The organism is Streptomyces sp. NPDC001220, from assembly GCF_053597895.1.
Genome location: NZ_JBSFJE010000020.1, coordinates 57,820 through 81,968, shown reverse-complemented (window position 1 = coordinate 81,968; position 24,149 = coordinate 57,820). Strand labels below are relative to the sequence as shown.

At 69.8% G+C, this 24,149-nt stretch carries 17 protein-coding genes; 15 read left to right on the top strand and 2 right to left on the bottom strand.

Going from position 1 to position 24,149, the window contains the following annotated elements; translation table 11 throughout:
- Window positions 1-169: 169 nt before the first annotated feature.
- The 8 genes from ACWDGI_RS37035 (at window position 170) to ACWDGI_RS37000 (ending at window position 9,878) form a co-directional block, all read left to right on the top strand.
- Entirely contained in the window at window positions 170-1,705 is a 1,536-nt protein-coding gene (locus ACWDGI_RS37035; protein ID WP_450766797.1) for a gamma-aminobutyraldehyde dehydrogenase, read from the top strand.
- Between the two features lie 52 nt (window positions 1,706-1,757).
- Entirely contained in the window at window positions 1,758-2,993 is a 1,236-nt protein-coding gene (locus ACWDGI_RS37030) for an ABC transporter substrate-binding protein (protein WP_450766795.1), read from the top strand.
- Window positions 2,994-3,000: 7 nt separating this feature from the next.
- On the top strand, window positions 3,001-4,146 hold the full coding sequence (locus tag ACWDGI_RS37025) for an ABC transporter ATP-binding protein (protein ID WP_450766793.1): 1,146 nt from the start codon (window positions 3,001-3,003) through the stop codon (window positions 4,144-4,146).
- On the top strand, window positions 4,146-5,075 hold the full coding sequence (locus ACWDGI_RS37020) for an ABC transporter permease (RefSeq protein ID WP_450766791.1): 930 nt from the start codon (window positions 4,146-4,148) through the stop codon (window positions 5,073-5,075). Before ACWDGI_RS37025 ends, ACWDGI_RS37020 begins: the two co-directional genes overlap by 1 nt.
- On the top strand, window positions 5,076-5,876 hold the full coding sequence (locus ACWDGI_RS37015; RefSeq protein WP_450766789.1) for an ABC transporter permease: 801 nt from the start codon (window positions 5,076-5,078) through the stop codon (window positions 5,874-5,876).
- A gap of 32 nt (window positions 5,877-5,908) precedes the next feature.
- Window positions 5,909-7,336: an NAD(P)/FAD-dependent oxidoreductase gene (locus ACWDGI_RS37010; protein WP_450766787.1), complete on the top strand. Its 1,428-nt coding sequence runs from the start codon at window positions 5,909-5,911 to the stop codon at window positions 7,334-7,336.
- A 127-nt stretch (window positions 7,337-7,463) separates the two neighbouring features.
- The gene (locus tag ACWDGI_RS37005; RefSeq protein ID WP_450766785.1) at window positions 7,464-7,907 is read left to right on the top strand and encodes a hypothetical protein; all 444 of its coding nucleotides are present in this window, start codon (window positions 7,464-7,466) and stop codon (window positions 7,905-7,907) included.
- A gap of 195 nt (window positions 7,908-8,102) precedes the next feature.
- Window positions 8,103-9,878: a chitinase gene (locus ACWDGI_RS37000; protein WP_450766783.1), complete on the top strand. Its 1,776-nt coding sequence runs from the start codon at window positions 8,103-8,105 to the stop codon at window positions 9,876-9,878.
- On the opposite strand, the gene ACWDGI_RS36995 is transcribed toward ACWDGI_RS37000, so the two are convergent.
- Both ACWDGI_RS36995 and gabT read right to left on the bottom strand, forming a co-directional pair.
- On the bottom strand, window positions 9,817-10,704 hold the full coding sequence (locus tag ACWDGI_RS36995; RefSeq protein WP_450766781.1) for a phosphatase PAP2 family protein: 888 nt from the start codon (window positions 10,702-10,704) through the stop codon (window positions 9,817-9,819). The two genes, ACWDGI_RS37000 and ACWDGI_RS36995, sit on opposite strands and share 62 nt — an antisense overlap.
- 192 nt (window positions 10,705-10,896) lie before the next feature.
- Window positions 10,897-12,231, bottom strand: coding sequence for a 4-aminobutyrate--2-oxoglutarate transaminase (gene gabT / locus ACWDGI_RS36990; protein ID WP_450766779.1), 1,335 nt, complete (start codon window positions 12,229-12,231; stop codon window positions 10,897-10,899).
- Between the two features lie 307 nt (window positions 12,232-12,538).
- Here gabT and ACWDGI_RS36985 point away from each other — a divergent pair, with 307 nt between their 5' ends.
- The 7 genes from ACWDGI_RS36985 (at window position 12,539) to ACWDGI_RS36955 (ending at window position 24,143) form a co-directional block, all read left to right on the top strand.
- Window positions 12,539-14,728 (top strand): ATP-binding protein, encoded by a 2,190-nt coding sequence (locus ACWDGI_RS36985; RefSeq protein ID WP_450766777.1) that lies wholly within the window; start codon window positions 12,539-12,541, stop codon window positions 14,726-14,728.
- Between the two features lie 131 nt (window positions 14,729-14,859).
- On the top strand, window positions 14,860-16,419 hold the full coding sequence (locus ACWDGI_RS36980; protein ID WP_450766775.1) for a PucR family transcriptional regulator: 1,560 nt from the start codon (window positions 14,860-14,862) through the stop codon (window positions 16,417-16,419).
- A gap of 206 nt (window positions 16,420-16,625) precedes the next feature.
- Window positions 16,626-18,074: an aldehyde dehydrogenase family protein gene (locus tag ACWDGI_RS36975; RefSeq protein ID WP_450766773.1), complete on the top strand. Its 1,449-nt coding sequence runs from the start codon at window positions 16,626-16,628 to the stop codon at window positions 18,072-18,074.
- 158 nt (window positions 18,075-18,232) lie between these two features.
- Complete coding sequence (locus ACWDGI_RS36970) at window positions 18,233-19,483, top strand: tyrosine-type recombinase/integrase (protein ID WP_450766771.1); 1,251 nt, start codon at window positions 18,233-18,235, stop codon at window positions 19,481-19,483.
- Window positions 19,437-19,727 (top strand): hypothetical protein, encoded by a 291-nt coding sequence (locus ACWDGI_RS36965; RefSeq protein ID WP_450766769.1) that lies wholly within the window; start codon window positions 19,437-19,439, stop codon window positions 19,725-19,727. The genes ACWDGI_RS36970 and ACWDGI_RS36965 overlap by 47 nt, the downstream gene beginning before the upstream one ends.
- Window positions 19,724-20,101 (top strand): hypothetical protein, encoded by a 378-nt coding sequence (locus ACWDGI_RS36960; RefSeq protein WP_450766767.1) that lies wholly within the window; start codon window positions 19,724-19,726, stop codon window positions 20,099-20,101. The genes ACWDGI_RS36965 and ACWDGI_RS36960 overlap by 4 nt, the downstream gene beginning before the upstream one ends.
- Before the next feature lie 415 nt (window positions 20,102-20,516).
- The gene (locus ACWDGI_RS36955; RefSeq protein ID WP_450766765.1) at window positions 20,517-24,143 is read left to right on the top strand and encodes a LamG-like jellyroll fold domain-containing protein; all 3,627 of its coding nucleotides are present in this window, start codon (window positions 20,517-20,519) and stop codon (window positions 24,141-24,143) included.
- Window positions 24,144-24,149 lie beyond the last annotated feature (6 nt).

Sequence of the window (24,149 nt, the reverse complement as noted above, 5' to 3'; positions counted from 1 at the left end):
CTTTTCCTTCCTGACTCGACACCTGGTCGACAGATTCCGTCGCGTAACCAAAAGGCAACAACGGAATCACTTGTTGGACTCCCTCTGCTCTGTCAGGATCGGCAGTCAAATCGAGCTGGAGCTACGCCACCCGCCTCTCGGGGCGGGGTGACGGCGGAGGAGAAGCGACATGGACAACCCGGGCACCGCCACCCCGGAGACCTTCCCCGCGCAGGAGCGGCTCGCGGGCGGCGCGCAGTACATCGCGGGACGGTTCAGCAAGGGCACGTCAGGCCGTACGCACGCCGTCGTGGACCCGGCCACCGGCGCGGACGTGTACACCTACGAACTGGCCGGGACGGACGACGTCGACCGGGCCGTCGCCGCCGCGCGGGACGCCTTTCCCGGGTGGGCGGGGGCGACCCCCGGCGAGCGGTCGGACGCGCTGCACCGGTTCGCCGCCGTGCTCGCCGACCGCGCGGAGGAATTCGCCCGCGCCGAGTCCCTCCAGTGCGGCAAGCCGCTCAAGCTGACGCGTGAGTTCGACGTGCCGGGGACCATCGACAACACCGCGTTCTTCGCGGGGGCCGCCCGGCATCTGCAGGGACAGGCGGCCGGTGAGTACTCCGGCGACCACACGTCGTACGTCCGCCGCGAGCCCATCGGTGTCGTCGGGTCGATCGCGCCCTGGAACTACCCCCTCCAGATGGCCGCCTGGAAGATCCTCCCGGCGATCGCGGCCGGCAACACCATCGTGCTCAAGCCGGCCGAGCTGACCCCGCTGACCTCGCTGCTCTTCGCCGAGGCGGCCACCCACGCCGGTATCCCCGACGGTGTGATCAACATCGTCACCGGGACCGGGAAGGTGGCCGGTGAGCATCTCGTCGGGCACCCCGACGTCGCCATGACCTCCTTCACCGGCTCCACCGGTGTCGGGAAGCGGGTGGCGGAGGTCGCCACGGCGACCGTGAAGCGGCTGCATCTGGAACTCGGCGGCAAGGCGCCGTTCGTCGTCTTCGACGACGCCGACCTGGAGGCGGCCGTCAACGGGGCCGTCGCGGGGGCGCTCATCAACACCGGGCAGGACTGCACCGCCGCCACCCGCGCGTATGTGCAGCGGCCGCTCTACGAGGCCTTCGTCGAGCAGACGGCCGCCCTGATGGAGACCGTGCGGCTGGGCGACCCGTTCGCCCCCGGTACCGACCTCGGGCCGCTGATCTCGCACGCCCAGCGGGACCGGGTCGCCGGGTTCGTCGAGCGGGCGCGCGGCTACGCGCGCGTGGTGACCGGTGGCGAGCCGCCGCAGGACGAGCTGAAGAGCGGCGCGTACTACCGGCCCACGCTGATCGCCGACGCGCCGCAGGACAGCGAGATCGTCCAGGCCGAGATCTTCGGGCCGGTGCTGGTCGTTCTGCCGTTCGACAGTGATGATGAGGGGATCCGGCTGGCCAACGACACCCCGTACGGTCTGGCCGCCTCCGCGTGGAGCAGCAGCGTCTACCGGGCGAACCGCGCCACCCGCGAGATCAAGGCGGGGTGCGTGTGGGTCAACGACCACATTCCGATCATCAGCGAGATGCCGCACGGCGGCTACAAGGCGTCCGGCTTCGGCAAGGACATGTCGGTGTACTCGTTCGAGGAGTACACCCAGGTCAAGCACGTAATGTTCGACAATACGGCGGTTGCCCGGAAGGACTGGCACCGCACGATCTTCGGGGACCGATAGTCATACCTGCGGCCGCTCATCACGGCCCTCTTCCCGAAAGGGCATCAAGCGCATGAGGCAGTACGAGCCCGACCGCCCTTCGCCGGTCGAAGTGGCCGCCATCCGGCGCAGCCTCCGCACCGGCCGGGCCGCCCTGGCCCGCCGGTCGTTCCTGGGCGGTGCGCTCGCGGTGGGCGGCGTCGGGGCACTGAGCGCCTGCGGTATCCCCGCGGCCGGCAAGTCCCAGGGCGGCGTCTCCGCCGACGACCACTCGGCGAAGGAGAAGGTCGTCAACTTCTCCAACTGGCCCGAGTACATCGACGTGGACGACAGCGGGAAGCACCATCCGACGCTGGACGAGTTCCGCAAGCGGACCGGCATCACGGTGAAGTACACCGAGGACATCAACGACAACGACGAGTTCTTCGGCAAGATCCAGCCGCAGCTCGCCGCGGGCCAGGACACCGGCCGGGACCTGATCGTCCTCACCGACTGGCTGGCCGCCCGCATGATCCGGCTCGGCTACGTCCAGAAACTGGACCCGTCGAACCTGCCGCACGCCTTCGCCAACCTGTCGGACCAGTTCCGCAGCCCCGACTGGGATCCGGGCCGGGCCTACTCCTACCCCTGGCAGGGCATCTCGACCGTCGTCGCCTTCAACAAGAAGGCCCTCGACGGCGTCGAGGTGAAGTCGGTCTCCGACCTGCTCGACAACCCCGCGCTCAAGGGCCGGGTCGGTCTGCTGACCGAGATGCGCGACACGGTCGGCATGACCATGCTCGACATGGGCAAGGACCCGGCGAAGTTCACCGACGACGACTACGACGCGGTGATCGCCCGGCTGCAGAAGGCCGTCGACAACGGCCAGATCCGCCGCTTCACCGGCAACGACTACACCTCGGACCTCAGCAAGGGCGACCTGGCGGCCTGTGTCGCCTGGGCCGGTGACATCGTGCAGCTCCAGTCCGACAACCCGGACGTCGCCTACGTCATCCCTGACAGCGGGTACATGACGTCGACCGACAACATGCTGGTCCCCAACAAGGCGCGCCACAAGACGAACGCCGAGCGGCTCATCGACTTCTACTACGAGCCCGGCCCGGCCGCCGAACTCGCCGCCTACATCAACTACGTCAGCCCGGTCGGCGACGTGAAGCCCTACCTGGCCAAGATCGACAAGTCGGCGGCGGACAACCCGCTGATCGTTCCCGACAAGGCCATGCAGGCCAGGTCCCATGCCTTCCGCTCGCTGAGCTCGAAGGAAGAGACGGCATACCAGCAGAAGTTCGCGAAGCTCACAGGGGCGTGACGACACCATGACGACAGACAGCAGCGGCGACGTCCGCCTCACCGGCATCGGCAAGACCTACGACAACGGCTTCACCGCGGTGAAGCCGATGGACCTGACCGTGCCCCAGGGTTCCTTCTTCGCCCTGCTCGGTGCCTCCGGCTGCGGCAAGACGACCACCTTGCGCATGATCGCGGGCCTCGAGGAGCCGACCAGCGGCACCGTGCACCTCGGCGACCAGGACGTGACCCATCTGCCGCCGTACAAGCGGCCGGTGAACACGGTCTTCCAGTCCTACGCCCTCTTCCCGCACCTCGACATCTTCGAGAACGTCGCCTTCGGCCTGCGCCGGCGCGGCATCAAGAGCGTGAAGAAGCAGGTCGAGGACATGCTGGACCTGGTGCAGCTGGGCGAGCAGGCGCGCAAGAAGCCGCACCAGCTCTCCGGCGGCCAGCAGCAGCGGGTCGCGGTGGCCCGGGCGCTCATCAACCACCCCAAGGTACTGCTCCTCGACGAGCCGCTCGGTGCCCTCGACCTCAAGCTGCGCCGCCAGATGCAGCTGGAGCTCAAGCGGATCCAGACCGAGGTCGGCATCACCTTCGTCCACGTCACGCACGACCAGGAGGAGGCCATGACCATGGCCGACACGGTCGCCGTGATGAACGCGGGACGGGTGGAGCAGCTCGGCTCGCCGACCGACCTCTACGAGAACCCGAACACCACCTTCGTCGCCAACTTCCTCGGGACCTCGAACCTGATCGAGGCCGAGGTCGACACGAAGAGCGGGGACGACATCATCCTCAAGGCCGGCGGCGGCAAGCTCGTCCTGCCCGAGGCGCGGTGTTCGGCCCCGACCGCGACGGGCGGCAAGGTGCTCGTCGGCATCCGGCCCGAGAAGATCTCGCTCACCCACGCCGACGACGCCGGGTCCATCCCGGAGGGGCGCAACCGGATCACCGGCAAGATCGCCGACGCCAGCTTCATCGGCGTCTCCACGCAGTACGTCATCGACAGCGCGGTCTGCCCCGAGTTCGCGGTGTACGTGCAGAACGTCGACCGCGACGGCCGGCTCGTCCCGGGCGCCGACGTCGTCCTGCACTGGAGCCCGGCCCACACCTTCGGTCTCGACGCCGACCAGGACATCGACGCCGGCACCGAGGAGGAAGCCGCCTGATGGCCACGCTCTCCGAGGCGCCGCCGCCCCTGGCGCCCGCCGAACCCACGAAGAAGCCGCCGCGCAAGCGGGGCCGGTTCACGCCGTACTGGCTGCTGCTGCCCGGCCTGCTCTGGCTGGTGATCTTCTTCGCGCTGCCGATGATCTACCAGGCGTCCACGTCCGTCCAGACGGGTTCCCTGGAAGAGGGCTACAAGGTCACCTGGCACTTCGCGACCTACTGGAACGCGCTGAGCGAGTACTGGCCGCAGTTCCTGCGGTCCGTCTTCTACGCGGCCGCGGCGACCGTGCTCTGCCTGCTGCTCGGCTACCCGCTGGCGTACCTGATCGCCTTCCGGGCGGGCCGCTGGCGGAACCTGATCATGATCCTGGTGATCGCGCCGTTCTTCACCAGCTTCCTGATCCGCACCCTGGCCTGGAAGACGATCCTCGCCGACAACGGCCCGGTCGTGCACGTACTGAACTCGCTGCACGTCCTGAGCGTCACCGACTTCCTCGGCTGGACGGCCGGCGACCGCGTCCTGGCCACACCACTCGCCGTCGTCTGCGGTCTGACGTACAACTTCCTGCCGTTCATGATCCTGCCGCTCTACACCTCGCTGGAGCGCATCGACGGACGGCTGCACGAGGCGGCCGGCGACCTGTACGCCAAGCCGTGGACGACGTTCCGCAAGGTCACCTTCCCGCTGTCGATGCCGGGCGTGGTCTCCGGCACGCTGCTCACCTTCATCCCGGCGGCCGGTGACTACGTCAACGCCGAACTCCTCGGCTCGACCGACACCCGCATGATCGGAAACGTGATCCAGACGCAGTTCCTCAGGATTCTCGACTATCCGACGGCGGCCGCGCTCTCCTTCATCCTCATGGCCGCGATCCTGTTCATGGTCACGATCTACATTCGCCGGTCCGGGACGGAGGATCTGGTCTAAATGCCCTTCGTCAACTGGCTCAAGAAGCGTCTCGTCGTCATCGCGGGACTGCTCACCCTCGGATATCTGCTGCTTCCGAACGTCATCGTCACGGTGTTCTCCTTCAACAAACCGAAGGGGCGCTTCAACTACGAATGGCAGCAGTTCTCGCTCGACGCCTGGAAGCAGCCCTGCGGAGTCGCCGACATGTGCGGCTCGCTCTCCATCAGCCTCCAGATCGCCGTCTGGGCGACCCTCGGCGCCACGCTCCTCGGCACGATGATCGCCTTCGCCCTGGTCCGCTACCGGTTCCGCGCCCGCGGCGCCGTGAACTCGCTGATCTTCCTGCCGATGGCGATGCCCGAGGTCGTCATGGCGGCCTCGCTGCTCACCCTCTTCCTGAACATGGGTGCCCAGCTCGGCTTCTACACGATCCTGATCGCCCACATCATGTTCTGCCTCAGCTTCGTCGTCACCGCGGTCAAGGCGCGCGTGATGTCGATGGACCCGCGCCTGGAGGAGGCGGCCCGGGACCTCTATGCCGGACCGGTGCAGACGTTCGTCAGGGTCACCCTCCCCATCGCGGCCCCCGGAATCGCGGCGGGTGCGCTGCTGTCCTTCGCGCTCTCCTTCGACGATTTCATCATCACCAATTTCAACGCGGGCTCCACCGTCACCTTCCCCATGTTCGTCTGGGGTTCGGCACAGCGCGGCACGCCCGTCCAGATCAACGTCATCGGTACGGCCATGTTCCTGGTCGCGGTACTGCTCGTGCTGGTATCGATGCTCATCACCAACCGCCGCACCAGGCAAAAGGCATAACCCTTAATTGGCTCTGTAGGGAGTTGAAAATCATGGCCCCAAGCGCCATGAGCCGTCAGGCAGATTGGACCAGGTCTCTTTCTGAAGCACAGCCGGTTCCGTACTGGCTCGAAGACCCCGGCAAGCCCCACCCCGAGCCCGCGCTCACCGGCGCCGACAGCTGCGACCTGCTGGTCGTCGGCGGCGGGTACAGCGGACTGTGGACCGCGCTCAACGCCAAGGAGCGCGACCCCGGGCGCGAGGTGGTCCTGCTGGAAGGCCGCGAGGTGGGCTGGGCCGCCTCCGGCCGCAACGGCGGTTTCTGCGCCTCCTCCCTCACCCACGGGCTGCCCAACGGGCTCGCCCGCTGGCCCGGCGAGATCCACCGCCTGGAGGAGCTGGGCCGGCGCAACCTCGACGAGATCGAGGCCGCCGTCGCCCGGCACGGCATCGACTGCGAGTTCGAGCGCACCGGCGAGATCGACGTGGCCACCGAGCCCTACCAGGCCTGGGAACTGCGCGACTGGCACCGGGAGCTGGAGGGGAAGGGCCTCGCGGACGGCGTCGAGTTCCTCGACGCCGACGCGCTGCGTGAGCAGGTGAACTCACCCACCTTCGAGGCCGGCCTGTGGGACCGCCGGGGCGTGGCCATGGTCAACCCGGCCAAGCTCGCCTGGGGCCTCAAGCAGGCCTGTCTCGCCCTCGGCGTCCGGGTGTACGAACACACGCCCGCCCTCGAACTGAAGGCGTACGGCGCCGGCATGGCCGTACGCACCCCGTACGGCTCGGTCCGGGCCCGGCGGGTCGCGCTCGGCACCAACATCTTCCCCAACCTGGTCAAGCGGGTCCGGGCCTACACCGTCCCGGTCTACGACTACGCCCTGATGACCGAACCGCTCACCGCCGAGCAGCTCGGCGCGATCGGCTGGAAGAACCGGCAGGGCCTCGGCGACTCGGCCAACCAGTTCCACTACTTCCGGCTGTCGGCGGACAACCGGATCCTCTGGGGCGGCTACGACGCCATCCACCACTACGGCGGCCGGGTCCGCGCCGAGTACGACGACCGTCCGGAGACCTACGCCAAGCTCGCCGGACACTTCTTCACCTGCTTCCCGCAGCTGGAGGGCGTCCGCTTCACGCACGCGTGGGGCGGCGCGATCGACACCTGCTCCCGCTTCTCGGCGTTCTTCGGCACCGCCCATCAGGGCCGGGTGGCGTACGCGGCCGGGTACACCGGCCTCGGTGTCGGCGCGACCCGGTTCGGCGCCGACGTGATGCTGGACCTGCTGGCCGGCGAGGACACCGAGCGCACCCGGCTGGAGATGGTCCGCAAGAAGCCGCTGCCGTTCCCGCCGGAGCCGTTCGCCTGGACCGGCATCGCCCTCACCAAGTGGTCGCTGGCCCGCGCCGACGCCCATGGGGGCCGCCGCAACCTGTGGCTCAGGGCGATGGACCGGGTCGGGCTGGGCTTCGACAGCTGACCCTCCCGACATGTGATCCAGGTCACTCCAACGGGGTGACGAAACCCGCGTAATGCCCCTGGAGGACCTCCCTCTCTCCCCGTGACGCGCTGCCCGCGTCGACGAGGCGAGACTGGGAGGTCTTCTGATGACTGGGGCGAAGACGGCGGTCGAATGGCTGGCATCCGTCGCACCTGACCCCGAGGCGTGCCGCTGGGAATGGGAGCGCAATCCCCTGGGGATCGCGCTGCTGCCCGCCGGCCGGGCCTGGGACGTACTGATCCTGCCGGGCGAGCTCGGCTATCCCACCCTCGACGTGCTCACCCGCGTCCTCGATCAACCGGGGCCCGTCCTGGTCGACTTCGGGGACAACCGGGTGGGCTTCTTCGTGCCGCCCGGAACGGCCGCCCGGTGGCTCGGCACCGGGATCCGCACGGCGGGCGCCGGCACCTGGATCGTCGTGCCGTATCCCGGCCGGTCGACCCAGGGGGTGCGGTGGCTGGTGGCGCCGGACGGGTCGGGGACGCTGACGGATCCGGCGTTGCTGGAGCTGGCCATGCACGAGGCTGCCGCCGGCCTGGCCGATGACTAGACGCCGTTCGCGTGTGGGGTGTTGGTCGGCCGCGGGTCCGTCGTGGCTGGTCGCGCAGTTCCCCGCGCCCCTGCGGGGCGCTGTGTCGTAGGGCTTGACAAGTAGATTGGTCTGGACCAAATTGAGCGCGGCTCGACCCCTCCAATTCCCCCAAGCTCGGAGGCTGTTGTGGTTCGCGCGAGACCTGTTCTCACCATGCTCACGGCCGGGCTGCTGGCCGTGTCCGGTATCACCGCGCTCTCGTCGGCCGCCCGTGCGGCCGACGCGGACCTCGCCGTCAACGGTGGGTTCGAGTCCGGCCTCTCCGGCTGGACCTGCACGGCGGGCAGCGGTACGACGGTCGGCTCACCCGTGCACAGCGGAAGTTCCGCGCTCCAGGCGACCCCGGCCGGCAGCGACAACGCGCAGTGCGCGCAGACCGTGACCGTCAAGCCGAGCTCGCAGTACACGCTGTCCGGTTACGTCCGCGGCTCCTACGTCTACCTCGGTGCGAGCGGCACCGGCACCACCGACGTCTCCACCTGGACCCAGTCCGCCCCCGACTGGCAGAAACTCACGACCACCTTCACCACCGGCGCCGCGACGACCAAGGTCACCGTCTACACCCACGGCTGGTACGGCACCGGCGCCTACTACGCCGACGACATCTCCCTCGTCGGTCCCGGCGGCACCACGGGCCAGCCGCCCGCCGCGCCGACCGGACTGAAGGCCGGCACGGTCACCTCCTCCAGCGTGGGCCTGTCCTGGACGGCGGTCACCGGCGCCACGGGCTACGCGATCTACCGGGACGGGGCGAAGGTCCAGACGGCGACCGGGACCTCGGCCACGGCCACCGGCCTCGCGCCCTCCACCGCCTACAGCTTCCAGGTCACCGCCGTGAACGACGCCGGCGAGTCCGCGAAGTCGGCCGCGGTGACCGCCACCACCACCGCCGGCTCCTCCGGCGGCTCCACCGACCTGCCCACCCACGCCCTGGTCGGCTACCTGCACGCCTCCTTCGCCAACGGCTCCGGCTACACCCGGATCGCCGACGTCCCCGACAGCTGGGACGTCATCGACCTGGCCTTCGGTGAACCGACCTCGGCCACCTCCGGGGACATCCGCTTCAACCGCTGCCCGGTCACCGAGTGCCCGAACGTCGAGAGCGACGCCGACTTCAAGGCGGCGATCAAGGCCAAGCAGGCGGCCGGCAAGAAGGTGCTGATATCGATCGGCGGCGCCAACGGCCAGGTCCAGCTGACCACGACCGCCGCCCGGGACACCTTCGTCTCCTCCGTCTCGAACATCATCGACACCTACGGCCTGGACGGCCTCGACATCGACTTCGAGGGCCACTCGCTGTCCCTGAACGCGAACGACACCGACTTCAAGAACCCGACGACCCCGGTCATCGTCAATCTCATCTCCGCGCTGAAGACGCTGAAGGCCAGGTACGGGGCGAAGTTCGTGCTGTCCATGGCGCCCGAGACCTTCTTCGTGCAGATGGGCTACCAGTTCTACGGCACCGGCAAGTTCGGCGGCCAGGATCCGCGCTGCGGGGCCTACCTCCCCGTCATCTACGCCCTGCGAGACGACCTGACCCTGCTGCACGTCCAGGACTACAACTCGGGCCCGATCATGGGCCTCGACAACCAGTACCACTCCATGGGCGGCGCCGACTTCCACATCGCCATGACCGACATGCTGCTCACCGGCTTCCCGGTGGCGGGTGACGCGGGCAACGTCTTCCCGCCGCTGCGCCCGGACCAGATCGCGATCGGCATGCCGGCCTCGACCAACGCGGGCAACGGCTATGTCGCCCCGGCCGAGGTCACCAAGACCCTGGACTGCCTGACGAAGAAGACGAACTGCGGCTCGTACGCGACCCACGGCACCTGGCCGGCCATGCGCGGCCTGATGACCTGGTCGGTCAACTGGGACCGGTTCTCGAACTGGGAGTTCCAGAAGAACTTCGACGCGTACTTCGGCTGAGCAGCAGCCACAGCGCGGTCAGCAGGACCGTGCACAGGCACCAGCTGGCCGCCACGTCCAGCGGCCAGTGGTAGCCGCGCCGGACCAGGCCGTAGGAGACGGCGAGGACGAGGGCCGCGCAGCCGGTGACGACGGTGCGGCGGGCGGCGCGGTTACGGAGCCAGGGGAGGAGGAGCAGGGTCGCGGAGCCGTACGCGATCGCCGCCGTAGCCGTGTGGCCGGAGGGGAAGTAGCCGACCGCCGGGGGCACCACCGGGGTCCCCGGACGGGCGGTCCACTCCTTGACCGGCACGATGATCGCCGGGACCAGGGCCATCAGGACGGCGGCCGCCGCGGGCGGCAGCCACCAGCGGTCTGTACCAGTGGAACGGCCGCGCCGGACCACGTAGCCGATGACGATCACCAGGACCGGAACCGCGACCTGCGCGTTCCCGAGATCGGAGAGCAGTTCGGAGAACCGGTCCGGGTGGACGAGTGCGCTGCTCAGACGGCTGTCCAGGCGGAGCAGGGGGCCATGGGCCACGACCTGCCAGGTGATCAGCGCGAAGAGAAGGGCCGGAAGGCCCAGAAGCCCCAGGAGTCCCGCGAGGGGAAAGCGAAGGAAGGAGGTCGGCCGCCCCGGAACAGGGGGGGTGGTTCCGGGGCGGCCGTCCGGATCGGAACGCCGCGCGCCCCGGGGGGTTTGGGGCGAGCGACCGTCCGATCGGTGAGGAGATCCGGAGCCGGAGGCCCCGGTTGTGTGCGCGAGGGCACGACCAGGTCGAAGCTGGGGAGGCCCCGGCCTGAAGTCGCCCACAGTCCCCTGTGGGCGGGGTGTATCTCTCATCTGGTGAGAACCTACGGCAGAGTGCGGTGCGGCGACAGGCGGAATCGCGTCCCGTCATCCACCTCGCACACCTTCTTCACACGGCCTGCCGGTGGCCGCCCCAGCCCCCCGCATCACGCCAGGTGAGAGGGGAGGGGCGGGGGTGACACATGGGTTCGACACCCTGTGAGCCGGCTGCGTGAAGCCTGTGGCTCAGATCCGGGCGAAGGCCTGCTCGATGATGTCGAGGCCCTCGTTGAGCAGGTCCTCGCCGATGACCAGCGGCGGCAGGAAGCGCAGCACGTTGCCGTAGGTGCCACAGGTCAGGACCAGCAGGCCCTCCTGGTGGCAGGCCTTGGCGAGGGCGGCGGTCGCCTCCGGGTTCGGCTCCTTGGTCGTACGGTCCTTGACCAGCTCGATGGCGATCATCGCGCCGCGGCCCCGCACGTCGCCGATGACGTCGAACTTCTCGGCCATGGCGGACAGCCGCGGCTTCATGATCGCCTCGATGGCCTTCGCCTTGGCGTTGAGGTCGAGCTCCTTCATGGTCTCGATGGCACCGAGCGCGCCGGCACAGGCGACCGGGTTGCCGCCGTAGGTGCCGCCGAGGCCGCCGGAGTGCGCCGCGTCCATGATCTCGGCGCGGCCCGTGACGGCGGCCAGCGGCAGACCACCGGCGATGCCCTTGGCGGTGGTGATCAGGTCCGGGACGATCCCCTCGTCCTCGCACGCGAACCACTGACCCGTACGGCAGAACCCGGACTGGATCTCGTCGGCGACGAACACGATCCCGTTGTCCTTGGCGAACTGGCTGATCGCCGGCAGGAAGCCCCTGGCGGGCTCGATGAAGCCGCCCTCGCCGAGCACCGGCTCGATGATGATCGCGGCCACGTTGTCCGCGCCGATCTGCTTGTTGATCATGTCGATGGCCTGGGCGGAGGCCTCGGCACCGGCGTTCTGGGGGCCGGTGAGCCAGCGGTAGCCGTACGCCACGGGCACCCGGTAGACCTCGGGCGCGAACGGCCCGAAGCCGTGCTTGTACGGCATGTTCTTCGCGGTCAGCGCCATGGTGAGGTTGGTCCGCCCGTGGTAGCCGTGGTCGAACACCACGACGGCCTGCCGCTTGGTGTAGGCGCGGGCGATCTTCACGGCGTTCTCGACGGCCTCGGCGCCGGAGTTGAACAGCGCGGACTTCTTGGCGTGGTCACCCGGGGTGAGCTCGGCCAGCGCCTCGGCGACCGCCACATAGCCCTCGTACGGGGTGACCATGAAACAGGTGTGGGTGAAGTCGGCCAGCTGGGCGGCGGCCCGGCGGACGACGGCCTCGGCGGAGGCGCCCACGCTGGTGACCGCGATACCGGAACCGAAGTCGATCAGACGGTTGCCGTCGACGTCCTCGATGATGCCGCCGCCGGCGCGGGCGGTGAACACCGGCAGCACGGAACCGACGCCCTGCGCGACCGCGGCGGTACGGCGGGCCTGCAGCTCCTGCGACTTGGGGCCGGGGATGGCGGTGACGACGCGGCGCTCCTGCGGAAGTGCGGTCATGGGGGCTCCCTGATCAATCGTGCGTTCCGGGGCGCTGTGCGTGTCCGGCGGCCCCGGGGCGGCTCCGGCGGTGCGTATCCGGACGCTCTCCTTCTTTCTTCGCAGGCTAGGGCCGGGTATGGGAGGTGGGCATGCTCCATGTGGGTGTTGTCGGAAGGCGGCGTTGTCCGTGGTGGACATAGGGCGCCGGGCGACGCCGGAATCCGGCTGGCGGTTCCTCGGCCGTGTAAGCGGTGAACTCCCCTTCGGAGGGCGTTAGATTGACTCGCTGACGGTGGACGGAACGGCTGGTCAGGGGGAAAGGGCGATGGACAGCGACGGGACCCGGGACACGCGGGGCACGCACGCGCATCCTGTGCCGCGTCCGGCGGGGCCGCAGGACGCGGGCAGGACACCGGCCGAGGCCGCTGCCGTGCCGCCGCGCCCGAGCCTGCCGCCGGGGACGCCGAGCCTGCCGCCCGGGGCGCCTCCGAGGCCCGACGGCTCGGCCTTCGTGAGCTGGCTGCGGGCGCCGCGGCCGGAGGCCGCGCCCGGGGTGTGGCGGTTCCGGTACACACCCAGGCCCGCGGAGGAACCCGAGCGGATCCCGGCCCGGCAACTGCTGAGCGGCGCGCTGATCGCGTTCCTGGTCGGCTGGCTGCTCTGGTCGCTGCTGTGGAACGGCTATCTGGGTGGCTGGTGGGTGGTACCTCTGGAGCTGTTCACCCCGGACTCCTGGCGGCACAGCGACGACCGCGTCGGCAACGCCGTCCTCTGGTACGGCTACTACACGCTCATCGCCCTGGCGATCATGCTCGTCGTCGGCCGCCTCGGCCGCTGGGGCGAGGTCTGGCGCCGCTACGGCCCGCGAGCCTGGACCCAGGCCGCCCCCACCTCCGCCGACGAACGGCCCCCCGCCCCCGAGCAGGACCCCGCCCAGTGGCCCCACCTCCGGGCCGCCGGGGCGCACGATGCCGCCGACCGGCTGTCCGCCGAGGCGCGGGCCGGCCTGATGGGGGACGTGGACCAGGCCCGGATCGCCCGCGCCTGGCAGGGCGTGCGCAGCGGCCGGCACAGCATGGCGTCCTTCTCCGCCGCCGTGGTCAAGGACGGCGCCGCCGCCTGCCCGCACCCCTCGGGGGAACGCGACCTGCCCACCCGGCACGCCCGCCACGACCTGGTCACCGGCCAGGTGCGGCTCGGCACGACCGCCGACGACCCCCGCAACGCCTACCGCTACCGCGGGGCCGGTCTCGCCCTCGGCCCCGAGCTGCTCGGCACCTCCCTGCTCGCCGTCGGCCCGGCCGGCTCCGGCAAGACCGGCGCGCTCGTCCGCCCGCTCGCCGAGTCGCTCTGCCTGCACGCACTCGCCGGCCGCGCCTCCGTGGTCGTCGTCGGCGCGGCCGGCGCCGGACTCGGACCCGCCGACTCCTACGACGTCGTCGTCCGCATCGCGCACCCCGAGTCGGTCTACGACCTCGACCTGTACGGCGGCACCACCGACCCCGACGAGGCCGCCGCCATAATCGCCGAGGCCCTCGTCGGCGACCTCGCCGACCCGCACCCCGGCAGCGACAGCCGCCGCTCCACCACCGTCCTCGCCCAGCTGCTCGGCCCGTTCAAGGCGGTCCACGGCCGCTTCCCCTCCGTACCCGAACTCCGCCAGCTCCTGGACGGCGCCCCCGGCCCGATGGCCGCGCTCCGCGAGGCGCTGACAGCCACCGGACACGCGTCGCTGCTGCGCGAACTCGACGCCCGGGAACGGCAGATGGGCCATCCCGGAGACGTGGGCTCGGTCCTGGCCGACCGCCTCGCCCTGCTCGACCGCCCGGCCTTCGCCGGGTTCTTCGACACCTCCGGCCAGTGCCGCCCCTTCTCCCTCAAGGCCCTCGACCACCCGGTCCGGGTCCGTATCGACCTGCCGGAGCGCGGCCACGCGGACGCCTCCCGCATCCTGGCCCGCCTGGTGCTCGCCCAGTTCACGGCGAGCGTGACGGTGCGGGACGACCGTTCGCTCTTCGCCTGCCTGCTCCTGGACGACGCGACCGGCGTGGTGACGCCGGAGGCGGTACGCGCCGTCCAGCGTCTGCGGTCGGCCAACGCGGGCGTGGCCCTGACCCTGCGCACCCTGGACGACGTACCCCGTCCCCTGCGCGGCCCGCTGCTGGGTGCCACCGGCTGCCGTATGGCCTTCGCCGGACTGACCCCCTGGGACGGCCAGGACTTCGCGGAGGTCTGGGGCAAGGAGTGGACCGAGGCGCGGGACGTCACTGACCGCCAGATCATCGCCGAGACCCCGGCGGGCAAGGCGCTGCACGTCGTACGGCAGGTCATCACCGGCAAGGCGCCCACGGCCCGCGCGGTCACCGTCCGCCAGGTGGAGCGCGAGCGCTGGTCGGCCTCCGAGCTGGCCCACGGTGTGCCGGCGGGCCACGCGGTCCTCTCCCTGACGACCGTCAAGGGCGAGCACGCGCCGCCGCTGCTGGTGGACCTCAGAGGCGGCGCCGGCCGGGCTTGAACAGGGAGGTACACGCGACCGTACAGTGAGGCAGAATCGACAGAGGTCGTTCATACGAGACGGCCAAAGGCCCACTGCCCCCTGTGCACGTCTTCACGTGTTCCCGACCCAAGAGAAGATCTGACGGCCCGATGCCACCGACGCTCGCCTCGCTCGTCCACCATTCCGCGCTCAAACTGACCGTGCGCGCGGGCGAGGACCGCCTCGACGTGCCCGTGCGCTGGGCCCATGTCAGCGAACTCGCCGACCCGGTGCCGTACATGGAGGGCGGGGAACTGCTCCTGATCACCGCCCTGAAGCTGGACGCGGATGATCCGCAGGCGATGCGCCGGTATGTGAAACGGCTGGTGGAAGCGGGTGTGGTGGGTCTCGGCTTCGCCGTCGGGGTCAATTACGACGAGATCCCCAAGGCCCTGGTCGACGCGGCCGAGCAGGAGGACCTGCCACTCCTCGAGGTCCCGCGCCGCACCCCCTTCCTCGCCATCAGCAAGGCCGTCTCCGCGGCGATCGCGGCCGACCAGTACCGGGCGGTGACGGCGGGCTTCGCCGCCCAGCGCGAACTGACCAGGCAGGCTTTGAACGCCGGGCCGGAGGGCCTGCTCGCCGCACTCGCCGCGCAGGTCAACGGGTGGGCGGCGCTGTACGACGCCTCGGGCGCGGTCGTCGCCACGGCACCGGAGTGGGCGGGGCGCCGGGCGGCCCGGCTGACGGCCGAGGTGGAACGGCTGCGGGAGCGCCCGGCGCCGGCCTCCTCGGTGGTGGGCGGCCCGGACAACGAGGACCGGGTGGAGCTGCACTCGCTGGGCACCGGCCGCAGGTCCCGGGCGGCCCTGGCGGTCGGCACCGCGGCCGCCCTCGGCACCGCCGAGCGGTACGCCGTCCACTCGGCCATCGCCCTGCTCACGCTGACGACGGAACGCTCGCGGTCGCTGCACGCGGCCGAGCAGCGGGTGGGCTCGGCGGTGCTGCGCATGCTGCTCGCCGGGCAGCCGGACCACGCCCGGGGGGTCGCCGGGGACCTGTACGGCGGACTTCTCGACGCACCCTTCCGGATGATCGTCGCCGATGCGGGCGCCGAGCCGCTCGCCGGTCTCGCGGAGGCGGTCGAGTCGGCCGCGGCGCGTGCGGGGGAGGCGGTGCTGGTGGTGCCGGAGGGGGAGCGCCTGGTGGTGCTGGCCGCGGACGGGGGCGCGGCGGTGGGCGCGTGCGTCGAGCACGCGGCGGCGCGCGAGGCCGCGCGGGCGGAGCAGGACGCCGCCGAGGAGGACGACCTGGTCGTGGGCATGTCCGCCCCGTCCGGCCCGATCGGCGCGGCGGCCGCCTACAAACAGGCCGAACAGGCACTGTCGGTGGCCCGCCGGCGCGGCCGGGTGCTGGTCGAGCACGAGCAGCTGGCCGCCGGTTCGGTGCTCCCGCTGCTGGCCGACGACGCGGTGAAGGCGTTCGCGGACGGCCTGCTGCGGGCGCTGTACGAGCATGACGCCACGGGCCGCGGCGACCTGGTCGACTCGCTGCGGGCCTGGCTGTCCCGGCACGGCCAGTGGGACGCGGCCGCCGCCGACCTGGGCGTCCACCGGCATACGCTGAGGTACCGGATGCGCAGGGTCGAGGAGATCCTGGGCCGTTCCCTGGACGACCCGGACGCCAGGATGGAGCTGTGGCTGGCCCTGAAGGCGACCTCGGCGGACTGACCGCCGCCGGAGAACCGGGAGGACTCCGGAGCACTCAGGGGAGAGGGCCGATAGCACTCAGGGGAGAAGGCTGGTGCACCCCTGCCAAAGAGGCGCACCCCCGCTCGCCACCACTACACCCCGGACAAGCGCCGCTTCTCCCTCCCGCGCCTACGGTGGACCTTGGAAGCCAAGAAATCCCCTCACGCGGAAGGGCCGGGACTCTCATGACCGCCACCCACGCCTTCTGGCTCGCCGGCCGTCAGGTCACCGGCGAGGACACCTTCGACGTCACCAGCCCCTGGGACGGGCGCCTCGTCGGCAAGGTCAGCCTGCCGACCGACGCGCAGGTCGAGGAGGCCGTCGCCGCCGCGTACGCCGTACGGGACGAGTTCGCCGCCACCCCGGCCCACATACGCGCCGCCGCTCTCGACCACGTCAGCCGGCGCCTCGCCGAGCGCACCGAGGAGATAGCCCAGCTGATCTCCGCCGAGAACGGCAAGCCGATCAAGTGGGCGCGCGGCGAGGTCGGCCGTGCCGTCTCCGTGTTCCGGTTCGCCGCCGAGGAGGCCCGCCGCTTCAACGGCGGCGAGGCCCAGCGGCTCGACACCGACCCCGGCGGCCAGGGCCGGCTCGCGCTGACCCGCCGCTTCCCCAAGGGCGTCGTCCTCGGCATCGCACCCTTCAACTTCCCGCTCAACCTCTGCGCCCACAAGATCGCCCCGGCCATCGCCGCCGGCGCGCCGATCATCCTCAAGCCGGCGCCCGCCACCCCGCTGTCCGGCCTGATCATCGGCGACCTGCTCGCCGAGACCGAGGGCCTCCCGGCCGGCTCCTGGTCGATCCTCCCGGTCGCCAACGACAAGATGGCCGCCCTCGTCCAGGACGAGCGCCTCCCGGTCATCTCGTTCACCGGTTCCGAGAAGGTCGGCTACTCGATCATGGACTCGGTGCCCCGCAAGCACTGCACCCTGGAGCTGGGCGGCAACGGCGCGGCCGTCGTCCTCGGCGACTACGCGAGCGACGCCGACCTCGACTGGGCCGCCACCCGCATCGCCACCTTCTCCAACTACCAGGGCGGCCAGTCCTGCATCTCCGTGCAGCGGGTCATCGCCGACGTGTCCGTGTACGACCGGCTGCTCCCGCGCATCGTCGCCGCCGTGGAGGCCCAGGTCACCGGTGACCCCGCCGACGCCAAGACCGACGTCGGCCCGCTGGTCAGCGAGGCCGCCGCGGAGCGCGTCGAGGCATGGGTGAAGGAGGCCGTGGAGGCCGGCGCCACCCTGGTCACCGGCGGTGACCGCGACGGCGCCAGCTTCGCACCGACCGTCCTCACCGAGGTCCCGGCCGACACCACGATCTCCTGCGAGGAGGTCTTCGGACCCGTCCTCACCGTGCAGAAGGTGTACGGCGAGGCCGAGGCCCTGGCCGCCGCCAACGACTCCAAGTACGGCCTCCAGGCGGGCGTCTTCACCCACGACCTGCAGGCCGCCTTCCGCGCCCACCGCGCCCTTGAGGTCGGCGGTGTCGTCATCGGTGACGTCCCCTCCTACCGCGCCGACCAGATGCCGTACGGCGGCGCCAAGCAGTCCGGCGTGGGCCGCGAGGGCGTCAAGTTCGCGATGGACGACTACACCTACGAGCGGGTCCTGGTCCTCACCGGCCTCGCCCTCTGACCTGCCAGGAACAGCTCACCACGGCCGGAGCCCGCTGTGCGGGGGCTCCGGCCGTCGTGTGCTGCATAGGTGGTGACCTGGTCTGATGGTCGATTCTTGGCTGATATCCACAGGCACACGGGAACACGGTGGGAACACCACCGCTAATCTCCCCGGCCATGGCAAGCGTCGTACCGCGTAAGAACAAGGCCGGCGAGATCGTCACCTACCAGGTCAAGTGGAGGGCCGGCGGCAAGCGCACCGGCGAGTGGCAGCACGAGAGATTCGACGGGGACGAGGCAGGCAGCGAGGCGGCCGAACTCTTCGCCCGGGCTGTGGACGAGGCCGGGCAGCAGTGGCCGGCCGGATGGGTCAAGGGCGAGGGGTACATCGACGCCCAGGCCGAGAACACGGACGCACTGCGGTACCGGTTCGACAACTACGCCCGGCAGAGCATCGAGAACCGCACCGCCAGCAAGCGGTACAAGCGCGTGCGCTACCGGGCGATGGAGGTCTACATCTTCCCGACGTTCGGCAACTGCGACGTCCGCAGTACCGAACACTTCAGCAAGGCGACCATCGGTGCGTGGGTCAACAGGATGCGTACCACCAAGGTCAAGCGCGGTGCCGAGATCAAGAACATGTCGTCGGAGACGCTGCGCGGCCTGCACGGACTGCTCGCGTCGGTCCTGAAAGAGGCGGTCATCGCGGAACCCCCACTCAGGGACCGCAACCCGTGCGACCTCACCAGGCTGCCCAAGGACGACGAGCGGGGGGTGGGGGACGACGAGTCAACGGACGAGATGGAGTTCATGACCCCTGAGGAGGTCGCGGGCCTGGTGGACTGCTTCCCCCGGGCCAGTGACCGAATGCTCGTCCGCACCCTGTACGGCACTGGGCTGAGGTGGGGGGAAGTCACCGCCCTGGCGGCCAAGCACGTGCGCTCGCCAAAGACGGGCCGGTACGAGGTGCGTGTCACCCGAGCCTGGAAGCGGGACACAGGGCCACCGGATGTGTGGTGGCTCGGGCCGCCCAAGACGCGGGTTGGGCGCCGGACAGTTGAGATCACAGCGGGGCTGTGGCGGGAGATTCTCGACTTCGGTCTCGGCGACCTGAGTTCGAGCGACCTTGTCTTCACCAACGGCGACGGTGGACGGCGCGCCTACAGCACGTTCTATGACCGGTGGCTGGCGGCGATCAAGGAGGCGAAGAAGCGCGGGGTACTGCCGGAGTGGAAGCACCCGACCGTCCACGACCTACGCCACTCGCATGTTGCGGCCCTGCTGTCCGATGGTCACAGCCTTACCTACGTCCAGCGGCGGCTGGGACATGAGTCCATCAAGACGACGTCCGACCGGTACGGGCACCTGCTGGAGACGGCGCATGGAACTCGTGGTCACCGTGCTGCGCTGCGCCCCGTCCTTCGGTGAAGGCGCCTGTCCGCCGTCCTGCGATGCACTGGAGGAGGCGGCCCGCATCCTGCACATCGACATGGTGGTCGTGCGCAACGCCCTCGAGCGCTGCCTGCCGACGACGGGCGACCAGCGGCGCGGCCGGGTGGTGTTCGTCGGCGAGCAGCGCACCGTGGGCCCGCAGGGCGGTTGCGTAGGCCTGGAGCAGCGCGTCACGGTGGCCCTGCAGGGCTGCCTGTGCCCCTCGGATAGCACGCCGTGACCGTGGAGGTACGCCTGGACCAGGGTGCCCTGGCACGGCTGCTGCGGGCCCGTGGCGGGATCGCCCGGCGCAAGCTGAAGCAGCCCGAGGAGCGGGTGGCACGGATCGCCGCGCCGGAGGCTCCGGGCAGCATGGGCGAGTTCATCAGCACCGACATCCAGGAGGGGCCGCGCGGCCTCCAGGGCGTCATCATCTGTGATCACCCCAAGGAGCGCCCGGTCCTGGACGGCACCCGCCCGCACCTGATCCGTCCACGCCGCCGTAACTTCCTGCGGTTCGAGGTGGGCGGGGACGTCGTGTTCACCAAGCTAGTGCGTCACCCGGGCACTCGCCCCAACAACTTCCTAGCCGAGGCGCTCCGCCTGGGGCGGTAGCGACGACTGCACTGCTGAGGTGAGGTGTTGCCGGGTCGCCAACTAGGGCACCGGAGCCAAGGGTGCGTGGGCAGGCGCGATTTCTAGTTAGCTGCCCGCCGACACGCCTGTCACTTTACCTCTAATTCTCTTTCAATTTGTCATTTCCGGGGTTTGGCTTGAGTGTAGACCCTCTCCTCATGGGCGGAGATTTCCATTCGATGGCCAGTGGATCTCTGATTCTTTGGTTGAGTTTTCCCCTCCTTGCCTCAAGGTGGCGTGCGGTTCGGGCGTCGTGCGTGGATTCGGCGAAATCTGCTCGGTCTGCATGTGGTTGACAGGTGAAACCTGCTGGGTTTTGATCTTGCGGCTGTGGAAATCGTGTGACTGCGGAGTGGGGGACATGAGGTCAACTCCGATGCTTTGCCGTGCTGTTATGGGACGACGTGCCGAGCGGGCGCGAGGGCGCCGGGTCTGGCTGGCGGCATCCGTGCTCATCGTTCAGTTGGTCGGTACCGTCGGCGTGCAGGCGGTTGCCGCGCAGGCGACGCCCGGTGACGCGCCGTCGGCCGTCGACAGTGACCTGTCGCCCGAGGCGGCCGCGTCGCAGAAGGCGGCGCTGTCGAGTTCGCCCGTTTCGGTTGATGCCGAGACGACGCCCACGCAACTGGTCATGGCGCAGCCGGACGGCACATTCACCGTCGAGTTCGACCCCGAGGCGGTGCGCGTGCGGCAGGCGTCGGGCTGGGTGCCCGTCGACACCGATCTCGCGACGACCTCCTCCGGGGAGCTTGTGCCGAAGGCCGTCCCCGTGGACATCTCCTTCTCCGGGGGCGGCGCCCACGACCCCCTGGCACGCATCACGAAGGACGGCAAGACCTACAGCGTCGGCTCACCCTGGACGTTGCCACCGCCCACGCTCTCCGGTTCGACGGCCACGTATCCAGATGTCATGCCCGGTACAGACCTGGTGGTCAAGGCGACGGCGGACGGCTTCAGCGAGAACCTGGTCGTCAAGTCCCGCGCGGCAGCCTCCGATCCGGATCTGGCGAGCGTCCGCTTCCCCGTCTCGGTCGACGGCGTCTCCGCGTACGACACCCACTCCGGGGGCGCGGCCTTCGTCGACGCCGAGGGACAGCCAGTGTTCACCACAGGCAGCGCGCTGATGTACGACTCCTCGACGGCCGCCACCACCTCCGGGACCTCGGCGGCGGCCACGACGGCGTCGCGCACCTCGTACGCGGTTTCGACAGCCGCCCTGCGTACGGCCATCGCCGAAGCCGGCGCCCTCGACGGACCCGTCCCCGGCGCCCGCGCGACCGCCATGGACGTGACCGCCTCGGACGACGCGCTGACGTTCAAGCCGGACCAGGCCTTCCTCGACGACCCGGACACCACCTACCCCGTGGTGCTCGACCCCCAGACGACCAGTGCGTCGCTGTCGGGGTGGACGACGGTGTGGACGAGCTCGCCGGACACCTCGTTCTGGAAGACCTCGCACGCGCTGGGTGTCGGCTACGACGCGTGGGTGGACAACAAGAAGGCGCGTTCGCTGTACCAGTTCGACACGCACACCCTGGGCGGCAAGAAAATCCTCTCGGCGACCTTCACGGCGCTTGAGGTGTGGTCGGCGAACTGCACCGACAAGGCAGTGCAGCTGTGGCGTACGGGAACCATTTCCTCCAGCACCAAGTGGTCGGCGCAGCCGGCCTGGTCCGCCCAGGTGGACTCCGTCAGTACCGCCAAGGGCTACTCGTCCTCCTGCCCCGGTGGGAATGTCGACTTCGACGCCACAGACGCGGTGAGCTACACCGCTGGGCAGTCGTCCTCGACCACCACACTCGGGCTACGGGCCGCCGACGAGGGCGACGACATCGCCTGGAAGCAGTTCGCCTCCCCGTCAGACCACAAGCCCACCCTGTCGGTGACGTTCGTGTCCAAGCCGTCCGCACCGACGGGGGTGAAGCTGTCCAACCCGAACCTGGCGTGTGCGGCGACCCGCGCCACGGCCGCCGTAATCCGGGACACGACGCCCACGCTGGGTGCGGCGCCGAAGTCGGCGGACGGTTCGCAGTCGACGCTGCGGCCCAACTTCGAGGTCTACAAGTACGACGCCGACGCCACCGACCCGCTGGCTGGCTCGGGCAGCCCGTCGGCCTACACGACCTCCGGGACGACCGGCACCTGGACGAGCCCGGCGCTGACGAACGGGCAGACGTACTGGTTCCGCGCCCGCAGTCAGTACAAGTACTCCTTCGACGGCACCACCGGCTACATGTACTCGGGCTGGAACAGCGGCTGTTGGTTTCGCGTTGACTCCTTGGCCCCCGTACAGCCGGACGTCGACTCCACGACGTACCAGGAGTGCGCAAGCCCGGACAGCCCGGACGACTGCACGGCCTACGGCGGTGTGGGCGCGCCCGCGACATTCACGCTCAAGGCCAACGGGGCGTCGGACGTTGTGAAGTTCACGTACCAGCTGAACGACAACCCTGTGCGGACCAAGACGTTCACGAGCGCCACCACCAGTTACACGCTGCCCCTGGCGCCCGACGTACGCGGGCTGAACACCCTGACCCTCCAGACCTGGGACTCGGCGGGCAACGGGTCGCTCAGCTACACCTACTCCTTCAAGGTCGCGCCGGGCGCCGGCCCAGTCGATCAGTGGTCGATGGACGAGGGCACCGGCTCCACTGCGGCTGACTCCGTGAACGGCAAGAACGCAACCCTGAAAAGTGGAGCAACCTGGAGCGACAAGGCCCGGCTCGGCAAGGCCCTTCAGGGCGACGGCACGGCCGCATACGCAACGACGGACTCTTCTGCGCTGGACACGACGAAGAGTTTCACGGTGGCCGCCTGGGTCCGGCTGACCGGCAACGCCCACAATGCCGTGGCCGTCGCGCAGTCGGGAGTCAACGGGTCAGCGTTTGCGCTGTATTACTCGACCGCCTATCAGGCGTGGATCTTCAACCGGTATACCTCGGACGTTGCATCGCCGACCATCGTCCGCTCCATCTCGACGATGACCCCGGCAGTCGGCGTCTGGACGCATCTGATGGGTGTGTACGACGCGCAGGAGCAGACCATCCAGCTCTTTGTCAACGGCGTGCCACAAGGCGATCCGGTCGCTTTCACCACTCCCTGGCAGGCCACCGGCGGGCTGCAGATCGCCCGCGGCCAGGCAGGAGGCACCTTCACCGACTACTTCCCGGGACAGGTGGACGAGGTGACCGCCTGGAACCGGATCCTGTCCGAGGAGGAGATCGCCGACCTCCAGGCGATGACGAACGCGAGCACGGGCCACGCGCAGCCGGCTCTCGCCGCGGACTGGGGCATGGGGGAGACCTCGGGCACGGCGGCCTCGGACTCCTCGGGATACGGCCACACCGCCACCATCGCCTCCGGCGGAACCTGGACCACGGACACCGACGGCGGTAAAGGCAACGTGCTTTCCCTGAACGGCACTTCGACGGCCAACGTCACAGCCTCCGGCCCGATCGTGGACTCCCAGGGCGACTTCTCTGTGGCGGCCTGGGCCAACCTCGACACGGGTGCCCTGTCCGACACGAGCGTGGCCCATCACATGAGGATCGCCACTCAGTCCGGCGGCGTACGCGACTCCTGGGGCCTGTGGTACGACCAGGCGGCGGGCTCCACTCAGGGTATGTGGGTGTTCGGCCGCACCAGCGCCGACACCACCAGCGCCTCGGTCGTCAAGGTGCCCGCCGACATCGCATCCGCCCAACTCGTCGACCCGGGTTCCTGGACGCTCTTGACCGGCGTCTACGACGGTGCCCACCACCAGTTGTTCCTCTACGTCAACGGAGTCCGGCAGGGGGCTCAGGGCGACACCGACACCGAAAACAACACCGGGGACGGCGTTGTCTTCGACACGCCCTGGCAAGCCACCGGCACCTTCAACATCGGCCGCGGGCGGATCAGCACCGGCGCGTACAGCGACTACGCGCACAGTCTCGTGGACGACGTACGGGTGTGGACCGGCGTCATGTCCGACACCGACATCAACCAGATGTACAACACCGAAGCGCCCATCCCGCTGTAGCACCAT

What these genes read in the sequence shown, in the direction of transcription:
- ACWDGI_RS37035 (WP_450766797.1), top strand. Translation starts at nt 170, where the DNA reads ATGGACAACCCGGGCACCGCCACCCCGGAGACCTTCCCCGCGCAGGAG.
- ACWDGI_RS37030 (WP_450766795.1), top strand. Translation starts at nt 1,758, where the DNA reads ATGAGGCAGTACGAGCCCGACCGCCCTTCGCCGGTCGAAGTGGCCGCC.
- ACWDGI_RS37025 (WP_450766793.1), top strand. Translation starts at nt 3,001, where the DNA reads ATGACGACAGACAGCAGCGGCGACGTCCGCCTCACCGGCATCGGCAAG.
- ACWDGI_RS37020 (WP_450766791.1), top strand. Translation starts at nt 4,146, where the DNA reads ATGGCCACGCTCTCCGAGGCGCCGCCGCCCCTGGCGCCCGCCGAACCC.
- ACWDGI_RS37015 (WP_450766789.1), top strand. Translation starts at nt 5,076, where the DNA reads ATGCCCTTCGTCAACTGGCTCAAGAAGCGTCTCGTCGTCATCGCGGGA.
- ACWDGI_RS37010 (WP_450766787.1), top strand. Translation starts at nt 5,909, where the DNA reads ATGGCCCCAAGCGCCATGAGCCGTCAGGCAGATTGGACCAGGTCTCTT.
- ACWDGI_RS37005 (WP_450766785.1), top strand. Translation starts at nt 7,464, where the DNA reads ATGACTGGGGCGAAGACGGCGGTCGAATGGCTGGCATCCGTCGCACCT.
- ACWDGI_RS37000 (WP_450766783.1), top strand. Translation starts at nt 8,103, where the DNA reads ATGCTCACGGCCGGGCTGCTGGCCGTGTCCGGTATCACCGCGCTCTCG.
- ACWDGI_RS36995 (WP_450766781.1), bottom strand. Translation starts at nt 10,704, where the DNA reads ATGAGAGATACACCCCGCCCACAGGGGACTGTGGGCGACTTCAGGCCG.
- gabT (WP_450766779.1), bottom strand. Translation starts at nt 12,231, where the DNA reads ATGACCGCACTTCCGCAGGAGCGCCGCGTCGTCACCGCCATCCCCGGC.
- ACWDGI_RS36985 (WP_450766777.1), top strand. Translation starts at nt 12,539, where the DNA reads ATGGACAGCGACGGGACCCGGGACACGCGGGGCACGCACGCGCATCCT.
- ACWDGI_RS36980 (WP_450766775.1), top strand. Translation starts at nt 14,860, where the DNA reads ATGCCACCGACGCTCGCCTCGCTCGTCCACCATTCCGCGCTCAAACTG.
- ACWDGI_RS36975 (WP_450766773.1), top strand. Translation starts at nt 16,626, where the DNA reads ATGACCGCCACCCACGCCTTCTGGCTCGCCGGCCGTCAGGTCACCGGC.
- ACWDGI_RS36970 (WP_450766771.1), top strand. Translation starts at nt 18,233, where the DNA reads ATGGCAAGCGTCGTACCGCGTAAGAACAAGGCCGGCGAGATCGTCACC.
- ACWDGI_RS36965 (WP_450766769.1), top strand. Translation starts at nt 19,437, where the DNA reads ATGGAACTCGTGGTCACCGTGCTGCGCTGCGCCCCGTCCTTCGGTGAA.
- ACWDGI_RS36955 (WP_450766765.1), top strand. Translation starts at nt 20,517, where the DNA reads ATGGGACGACGTGCCGAGCGGGCGCGAGGGCGCCGGGTCTGGCTGGCG.